Raw genomic sequence first — 15,006 nt, forward strand, 5'->3', positions numbered from 1 at the left:
TGTGTGGGGCGAAAAAGCCCGGGCATCAGGAGCTCTGGAGGTAGATAACAATGGTTCCTTTGCTTCTCGTTCTTCTGCTGGCCCTGATCCTTTTCGGCGCCGGCTTCGCACTGAAGGCGCTGTGGTGGATCGCGGTGATCGTGCTGGTGGTCTGGCTGCTCGGCTTCGTGCTGCGCAGCGCGGACACCGGTGGCCGCAAGGGCCGCTGGTACCGCTGGTAGACCCGGTCGGCCCCGTTCCCCGCGCAGGGAACGGGGTAAATGAAAGGCCTGATTCTCCGTACGAAAGGGGTTCCTGCTCATGGCCGATACGCAGGACGTCGTCGATCTCATTCTTCAGGACCATCGGCGCATGGAAGACCTCTTCCGTCAGATGCGCAGCGTCGAGGCCGACCGCGAGAGTGCGCTGCGGGAATTCTCGGACCTGCTGATCGCGCACGCGCTGGCCGAGGAGGCCAAGGTCTACCCGGCGCTCAAGCGGTACAAGAACATCGACGACGAAGAGGTCGAGCACGGCGAGGACGAGCACGACGAGGGCAACAAGGCCCTCCTGGACCTCCTCCAGGTGGAGGAGGTCGGCTCCGACGAGTGGGACGAGAAGCTCGAGGAGCTCGTGCAGGCCGTCACGCACCACGCCGACGAGGAGGAGCGCACCATCCTCAACGGCGCGCGCGAGAACGTGGCCATGGAGCGTCGTGAGGAGCTCGGCCGGGCGTTCTGGCAGGAGCGCGAGCGGCAGCTGGAGGCCGGCTGCGGTTCCGTCGACAACGTGCGCAAGATCGTCGAGTCCTGAGAGCGCCGCTCACTGCTCGGGAGCCCGGACCGGGAACGGTCCGGGCTCCCGCGTGCGCTACCCCCGCTCAGGCGCCTCGCAGTCCACGTCCCGCGCCGGCAGCCGCCCCGTGGCCAGGTACGCGTTGACCGTGTCGTCCACGCACGGCACCCCGTACACGCCGTACACCGCGTGCTGGTCCGCGCCGCGCAGGGTGACCAGGCGCGAGGACGACCACCGGGCGCGCACCGCCCGGGCGCCGTCGTAGCCGGTGCGCGGGTCGCCGGTGGCGTTGACGAGCAGCGCGGGCAGGTCGGCGCGGACCGGGGTCGGGCGTTCGCGCGGCCGGTCCCAGAAGGCGCACGGGTTGATGTTGTGCGTCACGGGAGCGAAGAGCGGGTCCAGGGCGCGGGTGCGCTGCACGTCACGCCAGTAGACCTCCGGGTCGCGGGGTGCGGCACCGTCGGCGCAGAGGATCGCCGTCTGGGCGCTGCCGTACGTGGAGTCGGTCCCGGTGAGCACGAAGTCGAGCACTCCGGCGAGCCACGGGGACGGCGTGACCCGCTGCCCCTCGGCCGCCCGCAGCATGTCCCGCACGCCTCGCGCGAAGTCACCGTAGGCGACGTCGTGGTGCTGCGACAGTCCGTTGAAGACGACGACGGGCAGTACGTGCTCGTCCACGCGGTGGCCGCCGAGCCGCAACGGGGAACGGGCGGCGGCCCGGCGCACCCGCTCCACGGCCGCCAGCACCTCGCCCCGCGTCCGGCCCAGCCCGTGGACCTCGTCGCGGGCGGCGGCCCAGGAGGCCCATCCCTCCAGCGCGCGGCGGTTGGCCCGCTCGGTGCCGCGCAGCAGCCGGGGGCCGTAGCGCTCGGGGTCGATCACCCCGTCCAGGACGACCCGGTCGGTGCGGCCGGGGAACATCGTGGCGTACACCTCGCCCAGGTAACTGCCGTAGGAGTAGCCCAGATAGGAGATCCGGCGCTCGCCCAGCGCGGCCCGGACGACGTCCAGGTCGCGTGCGGTGTTGCGGGTGGTCGCGTGCGGGAGCATGTCTCCGGCGTGGGTCCGGCAGCGCTCGGCGAGGTCCTGCGCGAGGGCGGTCATGCGGTCGAAGCCGGCCCGGTCCCCTCCCGCGGAGCGGAAGGCGGAGCCGGTGGGCCAGCGGCAGTCCAGCGGCGTGCTGCGGCCCACGAAGCGGGGATCCACCCCCACCACGTCGTAGCGTGCCCCGACGTTTTTCATGGCCTTGCGCACCCAGGGCGGGTCGCCGAGCGTGCGCCCGCCCGGTCCGCCGCCGTTGAGCAGCAGCGGGCCGACGCGGCGGCCGGTGTCGGCGGCACGGATCCGGGAGAGGGCGACGGTGATCGTCCGGCCGCCGGGGTCGGAGTAGTCCAGCGGTACGGTCACGTCGGCGCAGCGGGCGCCGGCCTGTTCCAGTTCCCTGCCGGTGGTGTCGTCCGGGCCGAGCACGCAGCTCTTCCAGGTGAGCCGCTGCTGGTGGTAGCGGGCCAGCGGGTCGGGGCCGGAGGCGGCGCCGGCCGTGGCGGGGAGCGCCGTGAGGGCCAGAGCGGCGGTCGTCAGGGCGAGGGCGGCTCGGCGCGGGGTTCCCGGGAAGCGGGATGACACGGGTGGGTGTCCTCTCTGTCGGCGGTGCCCCCTCGGCGGCCGGGCGGGGGCGGGCGCGGCAAGGGGTGCGGTGCGACAGAACGCTAGGGACGGGCCGCCTGCCGGACACTCCGGGCGGCATCCGGTTCCACGGTGGGGTCAGCCCCAGCGCCCAGGCGGGGGAACACCGTTTCCATGGCAGGGGCAACAACCGGAAACTCCCGCCCAAGCTGGGAAAATGCGCCGGCGGGTGGTGCGCAGGTCACTGCAGGGGGGTTGTCCAGACATTCTCGCGCGCCTAGGGTCCCTTCCGAGTGCAAGCGCTTTCCAAGCGTGTGTCCGCCGGCCGTCCGAGGAGCGCCGCATGTCCGTGTCCCCAGGGCCCCCCGCCCGCCGCCGTGTGGCCGTCGTCGGCACCGGGGCCATCGTCGGAGACAGTCATCTGCCCGCGCTGCGCGCCCACTCCGACCGGGTGGAGCTGGTGGCCGCCGTCGACGTGGACCGGGAACGCCTGGACGCCTTCCGCGCGTCGGCCGGCGAACGGGTCGCCGGCTACACCTCGGTGGACGCCATGCTGGACGCCGAACGCCCCGACCTCGTCCTGATCGGCACCCCGCCCTCCCTGCACCGGGACCAGACGGTGGCCGCGCTCAAGGCCGGCGCCTGGGTGCTGTGCGAGAAGCCGCTCACCCTGTCGCTCGCCGAGTACGACGCCATCGCCGCCGCCGAGGAGGCCTCCGGCGCGTACGCGGCGGTCGTCTTCCAGCACCGCTACGGCTCCGGCGCGGTGCACGCCCGGCAGCTGATCACCAGCGGTGAGCTCGGCGCCCCGCTGGTCGCGCACTGCCAGACGACCTGGCACCGCGACGCCGCCTACTACGCGGTGCCCTGGCGCGGGAAGTGGGCCAGTGAGGGCGGCGGCCCGACCATGGGCCACGGCATCCACCAGTACGACCTGATGCTGCACCTGCTCGGCGAGTGGGAGGAGATCCGGGCCATGGCCGCGCGCCTGGTCCACGACACCGAGAGCGAGGACGTCTCCACCGCCCTGGTGCGGTTCCGCAGTGGCGCCCTCGCCACGGTCGTCAACAGCGTGCTGTCCCCGCACGAGGTGAGCCGCATCCGCGTCGACTGCGCGGACGCCACGGTCGAGCTCACGCACCTGTACGGCCACGCCAACGACAGCTGGGTCTACACCCCCGCCCCGCACGTGGCCTGCGAACGCGCCACCGCCTGGCGCACCCCCGCCGAGGACGTGCCCAGCTCCCACACGGCCCAGCTCGGCGCACTCCTCGACGCCTACGACACCGGCACCCGGCCCCCGGGCAGCGGCCCGGACGCCCGCGCCACCCTGGAGTTCGCCGCCGCCCTGTACAAGGCGGCGTTCACCGGCCGGTCGGTGCGCGCGGGGGAGATCGGCCCCGGCGACCCCTTCTACGAGGCCATGCACGGCGAGCACCCCGACTGGGCCCCCAAGGAGCGCGCATGACCATCCGCGTCACCCACACGCACGGCGAGGCCGTCGCCGTCACGGCGGCGAACGGCACGGAGATCCTCCGCTACGTCTACCGGCCCGACCCCGATCCGTTCGAGGCCGGCAAGCCGTACGCCCACCCCCTGCGCACCCTGTCCGGCCGCACGGTCACCGGCTACCGCCCCCGCGACCACCGCTGGCACAAGGGCCTGCAGATGACCGCGAGCCATCTGTCCGGCCAGAACTTCTGGGGCGGCAACTCGTACGTGCACGGGGAGGGTTATCTGCGGCTGCCCGAGCGGGTCGGCTCCATGCGGCACGACGGCTTCCCGGAGTTCACGGCCGGGGAGGACCGGCTCGCGCTCACCGAGAACCTCACCTGGATCGAGAACGGCGGTGAGGAGTGGGCCCGCGAAGTGCGTGGTCTGACCGTCCACTCGGTCGACGAGGAGGCCGGCGCCTGGGCCCTGGACTGGTCGATCCGCCTCACCAACACCCGCTCCGCACCCCTGGTGTTCGGCTCGCCCACCACCGCGGGCCGGGAGATGGCCGGGTACACCGGACTCCAGTGGCGCGGCCCGCGCGACTTCACCGGCGGTACGGTCTTCGCGCCGGACACCGACGCCGGCGCGGACAAGCTGATGGGCAGCCAGGGCCCGTGGCTCGCCTTCACCACCGAGCACGACGACGTCGACGGCCACTCGACCCTCGTCTTCGCGCACGCGCCCGAGAACCTGGACGGCGCGTCTGCGATCCACGACTCGCACTGGTTCGTCCGCGCGGAGCCCTTCCCGACCGTTGCCTTCTCCTGGGCGTTCTTCGAGGAGTTCGCGCTCCCGCCGGGCGAGTCCTTCGCCTACCGCTACCGGCTGGTGATCGCCGACGGCGCCTGGGACCGCGACCGGGTCGGCACCCACCTGGACGACCTGCCGTGGTGAGCGCGCCGAAGCCGGGCCCCGCCCACCCGCTCCCCGGCGCGATCGGCCTGTCCCACATCGGCGCCTACGACTGGGAGGCCGCCGACGGGGTCTGCGGCGGCAGTCCGCACCTGCACCTGGTGTGCACGGAGGCGTACGTCGTCACAGGCGGCCGGGGCGCGGTGCAGACGCTGAGCCCCGACGGCTACCGGGACATCCCCCTGGAGGCCGGCTCCCTGGCCTGGTTCACGCCGGGCACCGTGCACCGCATGGTGCAGGGCGGCGATCTGCGCGTCACCGTGCTGATGGAGAACAGCGACCTGCCCGAGGCCGGGGACGCGGTCTTCACCTTCCCGCCCGAGGTGCTCGCCGACCCCGACGCGTACGCGGCCGCCGCGAGCCTGCCGCCGGGCACGGGGCCGGAGGCCGAGGCGGCCGCCCGGCGCCGCCGGGACCTGGCCGTCGAGGGCTACCTCGGCCTGCGTGAGGCCCTGGTCGCCGGGGACGACGGCCCGTACCGCGAGTTCCAGCGGGCCGCCGCGCGGCTCGTGCGGGACAAGGTGCCCACCTGGCGCGCCCTGTGGCGGACGGGCGCCCTGGCCACCGCCGAACGCACCGGCGCGCGGCTCGACGCGCTGGCCGACGGTGAACCCGCCTACCTCGCCGGTGCCACCGCTCACGAGGCCGCGCCGGCCCGGCGCGGCGGCTTCGGCATGTGCGGCCGCCGCGACGCGTACGCGCTGCCCGGCACCACGCTGCCCCACCGGGCCGAGTAGCCGGGGCCGGCATCCGAGGGACCCGAGGCGGCTGAGGGAGGCTCAGCGTGCCTGAGGGTCCGTTGCCGTTCTCCTTGAACAGCCGAGAGTTAAGGGGCTGTTGGGGCACGGAGGGTGTGAACACCCCGGAGGGACGGACATCCTCTTGTCATGAACCTGCGGCACGATGGACGGGCCGCAGCCTCATGGAGGTGTGGGATGCACCGAAAGACCGCCACGGGTCTCGCCGCCTCGGCCCTGGCCCTCGTCACCGTCGCCGCCACCGCCACGACCGCGAGCGCCGCTCCCGCCGACAAGCCCCAGGTGCTCGCCAGTTGGACGCAGACCAGCGCGTCCAGCCACAACGCCTGGGCCGCCGCCCGGGCGAACCAGGCCGCCTGGTCCGCGTACGCCTTCGACTGGTCGACCGACTACTGCTCCTCCTCACCGGACAACCCCTTCGGCTTCCCGTTCTCCCTGTCCTGTGCCCGGCACGACTTCGGCTACCGCAACTACAAGGCCGCGGGCACCTTCGACGCCAACAAGTCCCGTAGGGACAGCGCCTTCTACGAGGACCTGAAGCGGGTGTGCAACGCCTACAGCGGAGCCACCAAGACCTCCTGCAACGGCACGGCGTGGACGTACTACCAGGCCGTGCGCGCCTTCGGCTGACCGCCGGGACGCACCGGGAGGCCGGGCGCCGGGCGGTGGCCGCGCGCCCGGCCTCCCCGTGGTCCCGGTGGCCGGCGTGCCGTGCCGCTCAGTCGCGCACCAGGCCGGCGACGCGGACGCGCGGCCACGAGCGGGCCGCGGCGAGGAGCGCCTGGGTACGGGCCGAGGGCGTGGTCGCTGCCGCCGCCAGGGCCGCGGCGGCGCTGGCGATGCCGAGGACGGCGCCCGCGGCCACGTCACCCGGATAGTGCACACCCGTGTGGATGCGGGAGTAGCCGACGGCGCCGGCCAGCGCCCCGAGCGGGACCGCGGCCGGAGGCAGGACCACGCCGACCGCGGTGGCGAACGCCACGGCCGACGCGGTGTGCCCCGACGGGAAGGAGGCCGAGGTCGGCATCGGGACGTGCCGGTCCACCGTCACCCGGGCGGCCTCGCGGTCCGGGCGGGCCCGGCGCACCAGGCGCTTGCCGAGCAGGTTCGCCGAGGCCGACGCCACGGCGATCGCCCCGACCCCGGCGAGCGCGGCCCGGCGCGGCCGCTTCCCGGCGAGGGCCAGCGCGGCGGCGATGGCGAACGAGATCTTCGAGTGGTCCGCCGCGTGGGACAGATGGCGCAGCGTCCGGTCGAGGGTGGGGGTCGGGGTGGCGGCCACCGCCGCGTACAGGGCGCCGTCCACAGCCCTGAGATCGCCCATGACGGCGCCCAGGAGCCGGATCGGGCCGCCCGAGGGCCTGCCGTCCCCGGCAAGCGGACGGAGGGCGTTCTCGTCTGTGGTCGTCGGATCGCTCATGTGTCGTTCTCCCCGCAGTGGCCTTCCCAGCACGGTACCGGCTCGCGCCGGGCGCACGCTCGGCACCCCCGCGCGCCGGTACCTCCCGGGTGCCCGGGCAGCGGCGGGTCATCCGGTGGACCGGGCACGCCGCCCTCCCCGCAGGCTCCGGCGGCTGTCAGATCCGCCCGGCGCGTCGCTGACGGCGCAGCAGCAGGGCCAGGTACAGGCCGCCGGCGACCGCGGTGACCACCCCGACGGGCAGCTGGGCCGACTCGTGCAGATGCTGCGAACCGAAGTCCGCGGTGACCACGAGGAGCGCGCCGGTGCAGGTGGCGGCGAGGAGGTTCGGCCCGGGCTGCCGGGTCAGGCGCCGGCCCAGCTGGGGGGCGATCAGGGCGACGAACGGGATCGGCCCGGCCGCGGCGGTGGCCACCGCGCAGGCCGCCGTGGCCAGGACCAGCATCACCAGCCGCGTGCGCTGCACCGGCACCCCGAGCCCGCCCGCGACGTCGTCGCCCATCTCCAGGATCTTCAGCCGGCCCGCGACGCACACGATCAGCGGCAGCACCACGAGCAGGCCCAGCGCGGCCGGCCGCACGTCGGCCCAGCCCCGGCCGTTCAGGCTGCCGTTGAGCCACACCATGGCCTGCGCCGCCTCGGTGAAGCGGGCCTTGGCGAGCAGATAGGCGTTCACGCCCTGGAGCAGGGCGCTGACGCCGATGCCGACGAGGACCAGCCGGAAACCGTGAATGCCCTGCCGCCAGGCGAGGACGTAGACCAGGACGGCGGTGGCGAGGCCGCCGCCCACCGCCCCGAGCGCCACCTGGCCGCCGGTGCCGCCCGCGACGAGAACGACCAGCAGGCCCCCGGTGGCCGAACCGTAGGTGAAGCCGACGATGTCGGGACTGCCCAGCGGGTTGCGGGACAGGCTCTGGAACAGCGCGCCGCTCACCCCGAGGGCGGCCCCGGCCAGGATGCCCGTCAGCAGCCGCGGCAGCCGCAGTTCGTTGACCACGAAGTCGGTGCGGGGGCTGCCGTTGCCCAGCAGGGTGCGCACGACGTCGGCGGGGGAGATCGGGTACTCCCCGGTGCCCAGGGCGAGCACGCCCACCCCGGCCGTGACGGCGAGCACCAGCAGACAGACCGTCAGGGCGCGGACGTCCAGCCGCAAGGACAGCCGGTGGCGGCCGCTGCGGACGACATGGGTGCGGGCCGCGAGCCGCGTGGGGGCGGGCGTGCCCGTGCTCATGACGCCACCACCCTGCGGTGCCGCACCAGCGCGATGAACACCGGTGCCCCGACGACCGCCGTGACCACCCCGGCGTCGAGTTCGTCCGGGCGTACGGCGACGCGGCCGAGGACGTCTGCGAACAGCAGCAGGGCGGGGGCCAGCAGCAGGGACAGCGGCAGGGTCCAGCGCTGGTCGGCGCCGACGATCATGCGGGCCATGTGCGGGACGGCGAGCCCGACGAACACCAGCGGGCCGACCGCCGAGGTCGCCGCCCCGCACAGCAGGGTCACGGCGAGCAGGCCGAGGAAGCGGGTGCGGTGCAGATGGGCGCCGAGCGAGCGCGCGGCGTCGTCGCCGAGGGCCATCGCGTTGAGGGGCCGGACCAGGGCGAGGGCCAGCACCAGGCCCACCACGACGAACGGTGTGATGGTCGTCAGCGTGCCGCTGTCGGCCCGGGCGAGCGAGCCCACGCTCCAGAACCGCAGCTGGTCCAGGGCCTGGGCGTCGAGCAGCATCAGCGTCTGGCCGACGCCGGTGAAGACCGCGGCGATCACCGCGCCGCCGAGCGCGAGCCGTTCGGGCGTGGCGCCGCCGCGTCCGCCGGAGGCCAGCGAGTACACCAGCAGGCCCGCCACGACCGCGCCCGCCATCGCGAACCACACCGAGGCCCACAGGCTCGTCACACCCAGCACGGTGAGGGACAGCACGACGCCGGTGGCGGCACCGGCGTTGACGCCGAGCAGCCCGGGGTCGGCCAGCGGGTTGCGGGTGAGCGCCTGGATCAGCGCGCCCGCGACACCGAGGGCGGCGCCCGCCGCGATGCCCGCGAGGGTGCGGGGCACCCGCACGTCCCAGACGACGGACGCGGCGGTCGAGCCGTCGTCGTGCCGCAGCGCGTCCACGACGACGGACACCGGCAGCGACCGCGACCCGACGGCCAGGCTGAGCAGGACGGCCGCGAGGAGCAGCAGCAGGGCGCCGAGGACGGCCAGGGCGCGGGTGGAGGTCCGGCGGCGGGGCGGCGCGGCGGACGGCTTCTCCGGTCGGACCGGAGCGGTGGTGTCAGCCGGCACCGCTGCCCTCCGCGCGCAGCAGAGCGGCGATCCTGCGCCCCAGTTCCTTCTTGTCGATCTTGCCGACGGAGGTGCGGGGGAAGACGTCGGTCACCTCCACCCGGTCGGGCAGCTTGTACGCGGCGACGCCCCGCTCGGTGAGGAAGGCCGCCAGTTCCCGCTGGGTGGGCGGGACCGCCCGGCCGCGCGGCACGAGGTAGGCGCAGGTGCGCTCGCCCATGGTCGCGTCGGGCATGCCGACGACGGCCGCGTCGTGCACGGCGGGGTGGGCGAGGAGGTGGTTCTCCAGCTCCTCGGCGGAGATCTTGTCGCCGCCCCGGTTGATCTGGTCCTTGGCCCGGCCCTCGACGACCAGGTGCCCTGAGGGCAGGACGCGCACCAGGTCGCCGGTGCGGTAGTAGCCGTCGCCGGTGAAGGAGCGGGCGTTGTGCGCGGGCGCGCGGTAGTAGCCGCGCAGGGTGTAGGGGCCGCGGGTGAGCAGCTCGCCGGTCGCGCCGGGCGGCACGTCCTGCCCGTCCTCGTCGACGACCCGGATCTCGTCGGCCGGGGACATCGGGCGTCCCTGGGTCCGGGCGACCAGCTCCGGCGGGTCGTCCAGACGTGTGTAGTTGAGCAGGCCCTCGGCCATGCCGAACACCTGCTGGAGGGCGCAGCCGAGGGCGGGGGAGACCCGGGCCGCGGGCTCGGCGCCCAGTTTGGAGCCGCCGACCTGGAGCAGCCGCAGCGACGACAGGTCGGCCTCCTCCCACTCCACGGCGTCCAGCCACAGCAGGGCGATCGGCGGGACCACGGCGGTGACGGTGACCCGTTCGCGCTCGATCAGCGCGAAGGCGTCCTCCGGGCTCGGTGTCGGGGAGAGCACGACGGTGCCGCCCACGAGCAGCGTGCCGAGCAGGCCCGGGCAGGCGAGGGCGAAGTTGTGCGCGGTGGGCAGCACCACGAGATAGACGGTGGAGCTGTCGAAGCCGCAGATCTCGGCGCTGGCACGGACGTTGTAGGCGTAGTCGTCGTGGGTGCGGGGGATGAGCTTGGGCTTGCCGGTGGTGCCGCCGGACAGCAGCAGCACCGCCACGTCCGCGGGGTCGGGCACCGGCAGCGGGACGGGGTCGGCGTCGACCCCGTCCAGGGCGGTGAACTCGGCGGCGTCACCGGCCACCAGGACGTGTTCCACGGACGGCACGGCCTTGCGGAGGGCCCGGGCGAGGGTCCGGTGGTCGAAGTGGTCGTGGGTGTCGGGGATGGCGTAGGCCCGGGCACCGGAGGTCTCGGCCACGTGGACGATCTCGCTCTCCCGGTGCGCGGGAAGGGTGAGCACCGGCACGGCGCCGGCCCGCAGCAGGGCGAAGAACAGCACCACGAAGGCGTCGGTGTTGGGGAGTTGGACCACCACCCGGTCCCCGGCCGCGATGCCGAGCCGGCGCAGTCCCGCGGCCTGCCGGTCGGCGCGGGCGTCGAGCTCGGCATAGGTCCACCGGGCCCCCGCGCCGTCCACCAGCGCGACCCGCTCCGGGTCCCGTTCGGCCCGGTCCCGCAGCAGCCGGTCCAGCGGCCGGCCCGCCCAGAACCCCTCGGCCCGATACCTCTGCGCGGCCTCTTCCGGCCAGGGCACCCAACCGTCGAGCATCCTCAACTCCCGCCTGCAGTTTAGGAAAGGCTTGCCTAATGGAAGATCGGGGTCAAGCCTGGACGAGACTTCGATGCGGAGGCTAGGGTCTTCCTTAGGTTAGGTTAACCTAAGCTAGCTCGGGAGGTAGTCGTTGCTGCGGTACCGGAGCGCGCGGACGGAACTGCCGGGAGACCCCGTCCTGCTGGCCGCCAGGCTGGCCGAGTCGGGACTGTTCGACCAGTACGTGGTCTACGAGAGGGACGGCGAGTGGTGGTTCGCCGGAGGCGCGCTCGGTGAGGTCGTGGCCGACCGCTCCGCCGTCCGCCGCCGCTGGCTCACCGAGGAGCACGCGGACCCGGTCGGGCCGCACCCTCTGCGCCAAGTCCAGGAAAAACTCGCGGAGATGGCCGTCGAGGGCTGGCACGCCTACGGCTGGATGGCCTACGAGTTCTCGCAGCTGCACACCGGCCGCCCCGACCGTGCCGGAGACCGGCGCCTGCTCCATCTGGTCGTCCCGCACAGTGAGGTGAGGCTCCGTCAGGGCGGCGCGGAGGTGCGCAGCACCGACGCGGAGACCCTCGAGGCGTTACTCCGGCTGCTGGCCGAGCCCGCCACCCGCGCCCCCGTCGAGGCCCGGCCGATCGACGTCGCCGACACCGACGGCACCTACCCCGAACTCGTGGCCCGGGCGATCGAGGAGATCCGGGCCGGCACGCTGCAGAAGGTCATCCTCTCGCGCACCGTCCCGGTGCCGTTCCCGGTCGACTTCGTCGCCACCTACGTGCACGGCCGCTCCCACAACACGCCGGCCCGTTCCTACCTGATGCACCTCGGCGGACGCCGGGTCGTCGGCTTCAGCCCCGAGACCGTCGCCGAGGTCGGCGCGGACGGACAGGCCCTCACCCAGCCGCTCGCCGGAACGCGCGCCCGGGGCCTCGGCGAGCAGGAGGACGAACGGCTGCGCGCCGAACTCCTCGCCGACCCCAAGGAGATCTCCGAGCACGTGCTCTCCGTGAAGCTGGCGGAGGAGGAGATGGCCACCGTGTGCCGCCCGGGCACGGTGTCGGTGCGCGACCTGCTGAGCGTGCGCCGGCGCGGCTCCGTCCAGCACCTCGGCTCCACGGTCCACGGACAGCTCGCCGAGAACACCACGGCCTGGGACGTGCTGGGCGCCGTCTTCCCGGCCGTGACAGCCTCCGGCATCCCCAAGGAGCCGGCCTACGACTGCATCGCCCGGCTGGAGAAGGAGCCGCGCGGCGTCTACAGCGGCGCGGCCCTCATGGCCGGCAGCGACGGCTCGCTCGACGCCGCCCTCGTCCTGCGCAGCCTCTTCGAGGAGGACGGCCGCACCTGGCTGCGGGCCGGCGCCGGTATCCTCGCCGGGTCGACGCCCGCCCGGGAGCTGGAGGAGACCTGCGAGAAGCTCCGCAGCGTCGCCCCCTACGTCGTCCCCGCGCAACCGGCGCCGCTCACCGCGCCGTCCCTGAGGAGTTAGGTGCGAAGGTGCGACTGGGAGAAGTCGTCGTCGACGTCACACCCCTGCGGACCAGTAGGGACTTCCGGCTGCTGTTCGCCACTCAGGCGATCTCCATGCTGGGCACCCACCTCACCTCGGTCGCGGCCGGCCTCCAGGTCTACGCGCTGACCGGTTCCTCGGTCCAAGTGGGCCTGATGAGCCTGTCGTTGGGGCTGTCGCTGCTGGTCGGGCTGGTCGCGGGCGGGGTGCTCGCCGACCGGGTGGACCGGCGCCGGATCGTGCTCGTCACCCGGGCCGCGACCGCCGTGGTGATCGCCGGCCTGGCGGTGAACGCGGCCCTGCCCGACCCGCGGCTGTGGTTCGTCTTCGTGGCCGCCGTCCTGGCGGGCGGCGCCGCCGGGCTGGGCGGACCGGCCCTGATGGCCGCGACGCCCGCCCTGGTGGCGCCCGGCCAACTGGCCGCCGCCGGGGCCCTGATGACTCTGACCGCCCAGCTCGGCGCCATGGCCGGCCCCTCCCTCGCGGGGGTCATCGCCGCCGGGCCGGGCATCGCGCTGTGCTTCGCGATCGACGCGCTCATCTACGTCGTCGGTCTCGCCCTGCTGGCCCCGCTGCCAAGCCTCGCGCCCGAAGGGGGCGGGGAGTCGCAGCACCCGCTCCAGGCCATGGGGGAGGGGCTGCGGTTCCTGCGGGGCAACCAGGTCGTGGCCGGGCTGCTGCTCATCGACGTGTGCGCGGTGGTCTTCGCGATGCCCTACGCGCTGTTCCCGGAGCTCGGCACCGAGCACTTCGGCGGCGGCCCGTCCACCGTCGGCCTGCTCTACGCCGCCCCCGCCGTCGGCTCCTTCTTCGGGGCGCTGACCAGCGGCTGGACGGGCCGTATCCACCACACCGGGCGGGCCCTGATCGGCGCGGTCGCCCTGTGGGGCGTGGCGATCACCTGCTTCGGCCTGAGCCCGGGCCTGTGGACCGCGCTGGCCTTCCTGGCGCTGGCGGGCCTCGGTGACACCGTCTCCGAGATCCTGCGCCGGGCCCTGCTGCAGCACTACACGCCCGACCGCCTCCAGGGCCGCGTCGGCAGCCTGTGGCTGGCCCAGGCCACCGCAGGCCCCTCCGTCGGCAACGTGGAGGCCGGTCTGGTCGCACGGGGCCTCGGCTCCGCGGCCGGAGCCGCCGCTGTCGGCGGACTGGTCTGCCTGGCCGGTGTGGCGGCGGTCGCCCTCGCCCTGCCGGGGCTGCGCAAGGCGACCTTGCAGGGACCGCCCGCCGGCGAGGGGCGGCCGGCGCCCGTCGAGCCGTCACCGGCCGCCGACTGACCGTGCGCCCGCGAGGAGAGCCATGCCCAGCGCGATCGTCAACGGAGTGCGGATCCACTACGAGGACACCGGCCGGGGCGAGCCCGTGGTCCTGGTCATGGGCCGGGGTGCCCGCGGCCGCGCCTGGCATCTCCACCAGGTGCCGGCGCTGGTCGAGGCGGGGTACCGCGTGGTCACCTTCGACAACCGGGGTGTCCCGCCGAGCGAGGAGTGCCCCGGTGGGTTCACCGTCGACGACCTCGTCGGCGACACCGCCGGACTCGTCGAGCACCTCGGCCTCGCGCCCTGCCGGCTGGTCGGGGTCTCCATGGGGGCCCACGTCGTCCAGGAGGTGATGCTGCGTCACCCCCGGCTCGTGCGGCAGGGCGTGCTGATGGCCACCCGGGGCCGCACCGACCACCTGCGCTCCGCCATGACCGCGGCCGAACGCGCCCTGTACGACGGCGCGGTCACGCTGCCGCCGGCCTACGCGGCGTGGGTGCGGGCCCTGACCAACCTCTCGCCCGCCACTCTCGACGACGAGCGGCGGGTGCGCGACTGGCTGGAGCTCTTCGAGCTGTCACCCGAGCCCGCCGGGCCGGGCGTGCGCGCCCAGCTCGACCTGGAGCTCCCGGAGGGGCGGTTGCGGGCCTACCGGGCGATCGACGTGCCCTGCCTCGTGATCGGCTTCGCGGACGACGTCGTACTGCCGCCGCACCTGGGACGCGAGGTCGCCGAGGCCGTCCCGGGCGCCCTCTACCAGGAGATCGAGGGCTGCGGCCACTACGGCTACCTGGAGCGCCCGGACGAAGTGAACCGCGTGCTGCTGGAGTTCTTCCGCAACTGTTCCGCGTAGCCGTTCTTCCGGACACGGCGAAGTTGATTTAGGTTAGCCTCACCTAAGTGCTACTCCTCAGGGGGTCATGGTGCAGCGCACCTTGCTCAACGGCAAGATCCACCGAGCCACCGTCACCCAGGCCGATCTGCACTACGTAGGGTCCCTGACGATCGATCAGGACCTCATGGACGCCGCCGACATCACCGAGGGCGAGCAGGTCCACGTGGTCGACATCGACAACGGCGCCCGGCTCACCACCTACGCCATCACCGGAGCACGCGGCACCGGCGTCATCGGCGTCAACGGGGCCGCCGCCCACCTCGTCCACCCCGGCCACCTCGTGATCATCATGTCGTTCGCCGCGCTCGACGAGGCCGAACGGGCCGTCCACCGGCCCCGGGTCGTCCACGTCGACAAGGCCAACCGGATCGTCGCGCTCGGCGCGGACCCGGCCGAGCCGGTGCCCGGGGCGCCGGACCAGTACTCCGGAGCCTTCACCCAGCAGGAGGGGAACTGA

General features: G+C 74.0%; 15 protein-coding genes. 10 read left to right on the top strand and 5 right to left on the bottom strand.

Annotated features, from left to right (window positions below; all coding sequences use genetic code 11):
- The first annotated feature begins 50 nt into the window (after positions 1 to 50).
- Positions 51 to 221 carry a hypothetical protein gene (locus tag ACIGAQ_RS25810; protein WP_031106884.1) on the top strand — a complete coding sequence of 57 codons (171 nt, stop codon included), beginning with the start codon at positions 51 to 53 and terminating at the stop codon, positions 219 to 221.
- A gap of 79 nt (positions 222 to 300) precedes the next feature.
- The gene (locus tag ACIGAQ_RS25815; RefSeq protein WP_311679249.1) at positions 301 to 792 is read left to right on the top strand and encodes a hemerythrin domain-containing protein; all 492 of its coding nucleotides are present in this window, start codon (positions 301 to 303) and stop codon (positions 790 to 792) included.
- A 57-nt stretch (positions 793 to 849) separates the two neighbouring features.
- Here the strand turns inward: ACIGAQ_RS25815 and ACIGAQ_RS25820 are convergent, their stop codons facing one another.
- Entirely contained in the window at positions 850 to 2,400 is a 1,551-nt protein-coding gene (locus ACIGAQ_RS25820) for an alpha/beta hydrolase (protein ID WP_399786583.1), read from the bottom strand.
- A 343-nt stretch (positions 2,401 to 2,743) separates the two neighbouring features.
- On the opposite strand from ACIGAQ_RS25820, the gene ACIGAQ_RS25825 reads away from it, so the two are divergent.
- The 4 genes from ACIGAQ_RS25825 (at position 2,744) to ACIGAQ_RS25840 (ending at position 6,197) form a co-directional block, all read left to right on the top strand.
- Positions 2,744 to 3,868 carry a Gfo/Idh/MocA family protein gene (locus tag ACIGAQ_RS25825; protein WP_399786586.1) on the top strand — a complete coding sequence of 375 codons (1,125 nt, stop codon included), beginning with the start codon at positions 2,744 to 2,746 and terminating at the stop codon, positions 3,866 to 3,868.
- A complete protein-coding gene (locus ACIGAQ_RS25830) occupies positions 3,865 to 4,791 on the top strand; it encodes a PmoA family protein (protein ID WP_399786589.1) in 927 nt (308 codons plus the stop codon). Before ACIGAQ_RS25825 ends, ACIGAQ_RS25830 begins: the two co-directional genes overlap by 4 nt.
- The gene (locus ACIGAQ_RS25835; protein ID WP_399786592.1) at positions 4,788 to 5,546 is read left to right on the top strand and encodes a cupin; all 759 of its coding nucleotides are present in this window, start codon (positions 4,788 to 4,790) and stop codon (positions 5,544 to 5,546) included. The genes ACIGAQ_RS25830 and ACIGAQ_RS25835 overlap by 4 nt, the downstream gene beginning before the upstream one ends.
- 198 nt (positions 5,547 to 5,744) lie before the next feature.
- Positions 5,745 to 6,197, top strand: a complete 453-nt coding sequence (locus ACIGAQ_RS25840) for a phospholipase (protein ID WP_399786594.1) — start codon at positions 5,745 to 5,747, stop codon at positions 6,195 to 6,197.
- A gap of 88 nt (positions 6,198 to 6,285) precedes the next feature.
- On the opposite strand, the gene ACIGAQ_RS25845 is transcribed toward ACIGAQ_RS25840, so the two are convergent.
- The 4 genes from ACIGAQ_RS25845 to ACIGAQ_RS25860 all read right to left on the bottom strand — a co-directional run bounded on the left by ACIGAQ_RS25845 (position 6,286) and on the right by ACIGAQ_RS25860 (position 10,897).
- Positions 6,286 to 6,987 carry a phosphatase PAP2 family protein gene (locus ACIGAQ_RS25845; RefSeq protein ID WP_311679243.1) on the bottom strand — a complete coding sequence of 234 codons (702 nt, stop codon included), beginning with the start codon at positions 6,985 to 6,987 and terminating at the stop codon, positions 6,286 to 6,288.
- A gap of 157 nt (positions 6,988 to 7,144) precedes the next feature.
- Positions 7,145 to 8,218 carry a FecCD family ABC transporter permease gene (locus ACIGAQ_RS25850; RefSeq protein WP_399786598.1) on the bottom strand — a complete coding sequence of 358 codons (1,074 nt, stop codon included), beginning with the start codon at positions 8,216 to 8,218 and terminating at the stop codon, positions 7,145 to 7,147.
- Entirely contained in the window at positions 8,215 to 9,273 is a 1,059-nt protein-coding gene (locus ACIGAQ_RS25855) for a FecCD family ABC transporter permease (RefSeq protein ID WP_399786601.1), read from the bottom strand. Before ACIGAQ_RS25855 ends, ACIGAQ_RS25850 begins: the two co-directional genes overlap by 4 nt.
- Complete coding sequence (locus ACIGAQ_RS25860; protein WP_399786604.1) at positions 9,263 to 10,897, bottom strand: (2,3-dihydroxybenzoyl)adenylate synthase; 1,635 nt, start codon at positions 10,895 to 10,897, stop codon at positions 9,263 to 9,265. Before ACIGAQ_RS25860 ends, ACIGAQ_RS25855 begins: the two co-directional genes overlap by 11 nt.
- Positions 10,898 to 11,030: 133 nt before the next feature.
- Between ACIGAQ_RS25860 and ACIGAQ_RS25865 the strand changes: the two genes are divergently transcribed.
- The 4 genes from ACIGAQ_RS25865 (at position 11,031) to panD (ending at position 15,006) form a co-directional block, all read left to right on the top strand.
- The gene (locus tag ACIGAQ_RS25865; protein ID WP_399786607.1) at positions 11,031 to 12,374 is read left to right on the top strand and encodes a salicylate synthase; all 1,344 of its coding nucleotides are present in this window, start codon (positions 11,031 to 11,033) and stop codon (positions 12,372 to 12,374) included.
- Positions 12,375 to 12,382: 8 nt separating this feature from the next.
- Positions 12,383 to 13,672 carry an enterobactin transporter EntS gene (gene entS / locus ACIGAQ_RS25870; RefSeq protein WP_399786610.1) on the top strand — a complete coding sequence of 430 codons (1,290 nt, stop codon included), beginning with the start codon at positions 12,383 to 12,385 and terminating at the stop codon, positions 13,670 to 13,672.
- 22 nt (positions 13,673 to 13,694) lie between these two features.
- Complete coding sequence (locus tag ACIGAQ_RS25875; protein ID WP_399786613.1) at positions 13,695 to 14,507, top strand: alpha/beta fold hydrolase; 813 nt, start codon at positions 13,695 to 13,697, stop codon at positions 14,505 to 14,507.
- Between the two features lie 67 nt (positions 14,508 to 14,574).
- Positions 14,575 to 15,006, top strand: a complete 432-nt coding sequence (gene panD / locus ACIGAQ_RS25880; RefSeq protein WP_399786616.1) for an aspartate 1-decarboxylase — start codon at positions 14,575 to 14,577, stop codon at positions 15,004 to 15,006.

It is taken from the genome of Streptomyces sp. NPDC085932, assembly GCF_044540525.1.
In the GTDB taxonomy this organism is placed as follows: Bacteria; Actinomycetota; Actinomycetes; order Streptomycetales; family Streptomycetaceae; genus Streptomyces; species Streptomyces levis.

Coding starts and splice junctions, on each gene's coding strand:
- ACIGAQ_RS25810 (WP_031106884.1), top strand. CDS start 51: ATGGTTCCTTTGCTTCTCGTTCTTCTGCTGGCCCTGATCCTTTTCGGC.
- ACIGAQ_RS25815 (WP_311679249.1), top strand. CDS start 301: ATGGCCGATACGCAGGACGTCGTCGATCTCATTCTTCAGGACCATCGG.
- ACIGAQ_RS25825 (WP_399786586.1), top strand. CDS start 2,744: ATGTCCGTGTCCCCAGGGCCCCCCGCCCGCCGCCGTGTGGCCGTCGTC.
- ACIGAQ_RS25830 (WP_399786589.1), top strand. CDS start 3,865: ATGACCATCCGCGTCACCCACACGCACGGCGAGGCCGTCGCCGTCACG.
- ACIGAQ_RS25840 (WP_399786594.1), top strand. CDS start 5,745: ATGCACCGAAAGACCGCCACGGGTCTCGCCGCCTCGGCCCTGGCCCTC.
- ACIGAQ_RS25845 (WP_311679243.1), bottom strand. CDS start 6,987: ATGAGCGATCCGACGACCACAGACGAGAACGCCCTCCGTCCGCTTGCC.
- ACIGAQ_RS25850 (WP_399786598.1), bottom strand. CDS start 8,218: ATGAGCACGGGCACGCCCGCCCCCACGCGGCTCGCGGCCCGCACCCAT.
- ACIGAQ_RS25860 (WP_399786604.1), bottom strand. CDS start 10,897: ATGCTCGACGGTTGGGTGCCCTGGCCGGAAGAGGCCGCGCAGAGGTAT.
- ACIGAQ_RS25875 (WP_399786613.1), top strand. CDS start 13,695: ATGCCCAGCGCGATCGTCAACGGAGTGCGGATCCACTACGAGGACACC.
- panD (WP_399786616.1), top strand. CDS start 14,575: ATGGTGCAGCGCACCTTGCTCAACGGCAAGATCCACCGAGCCACCGTC.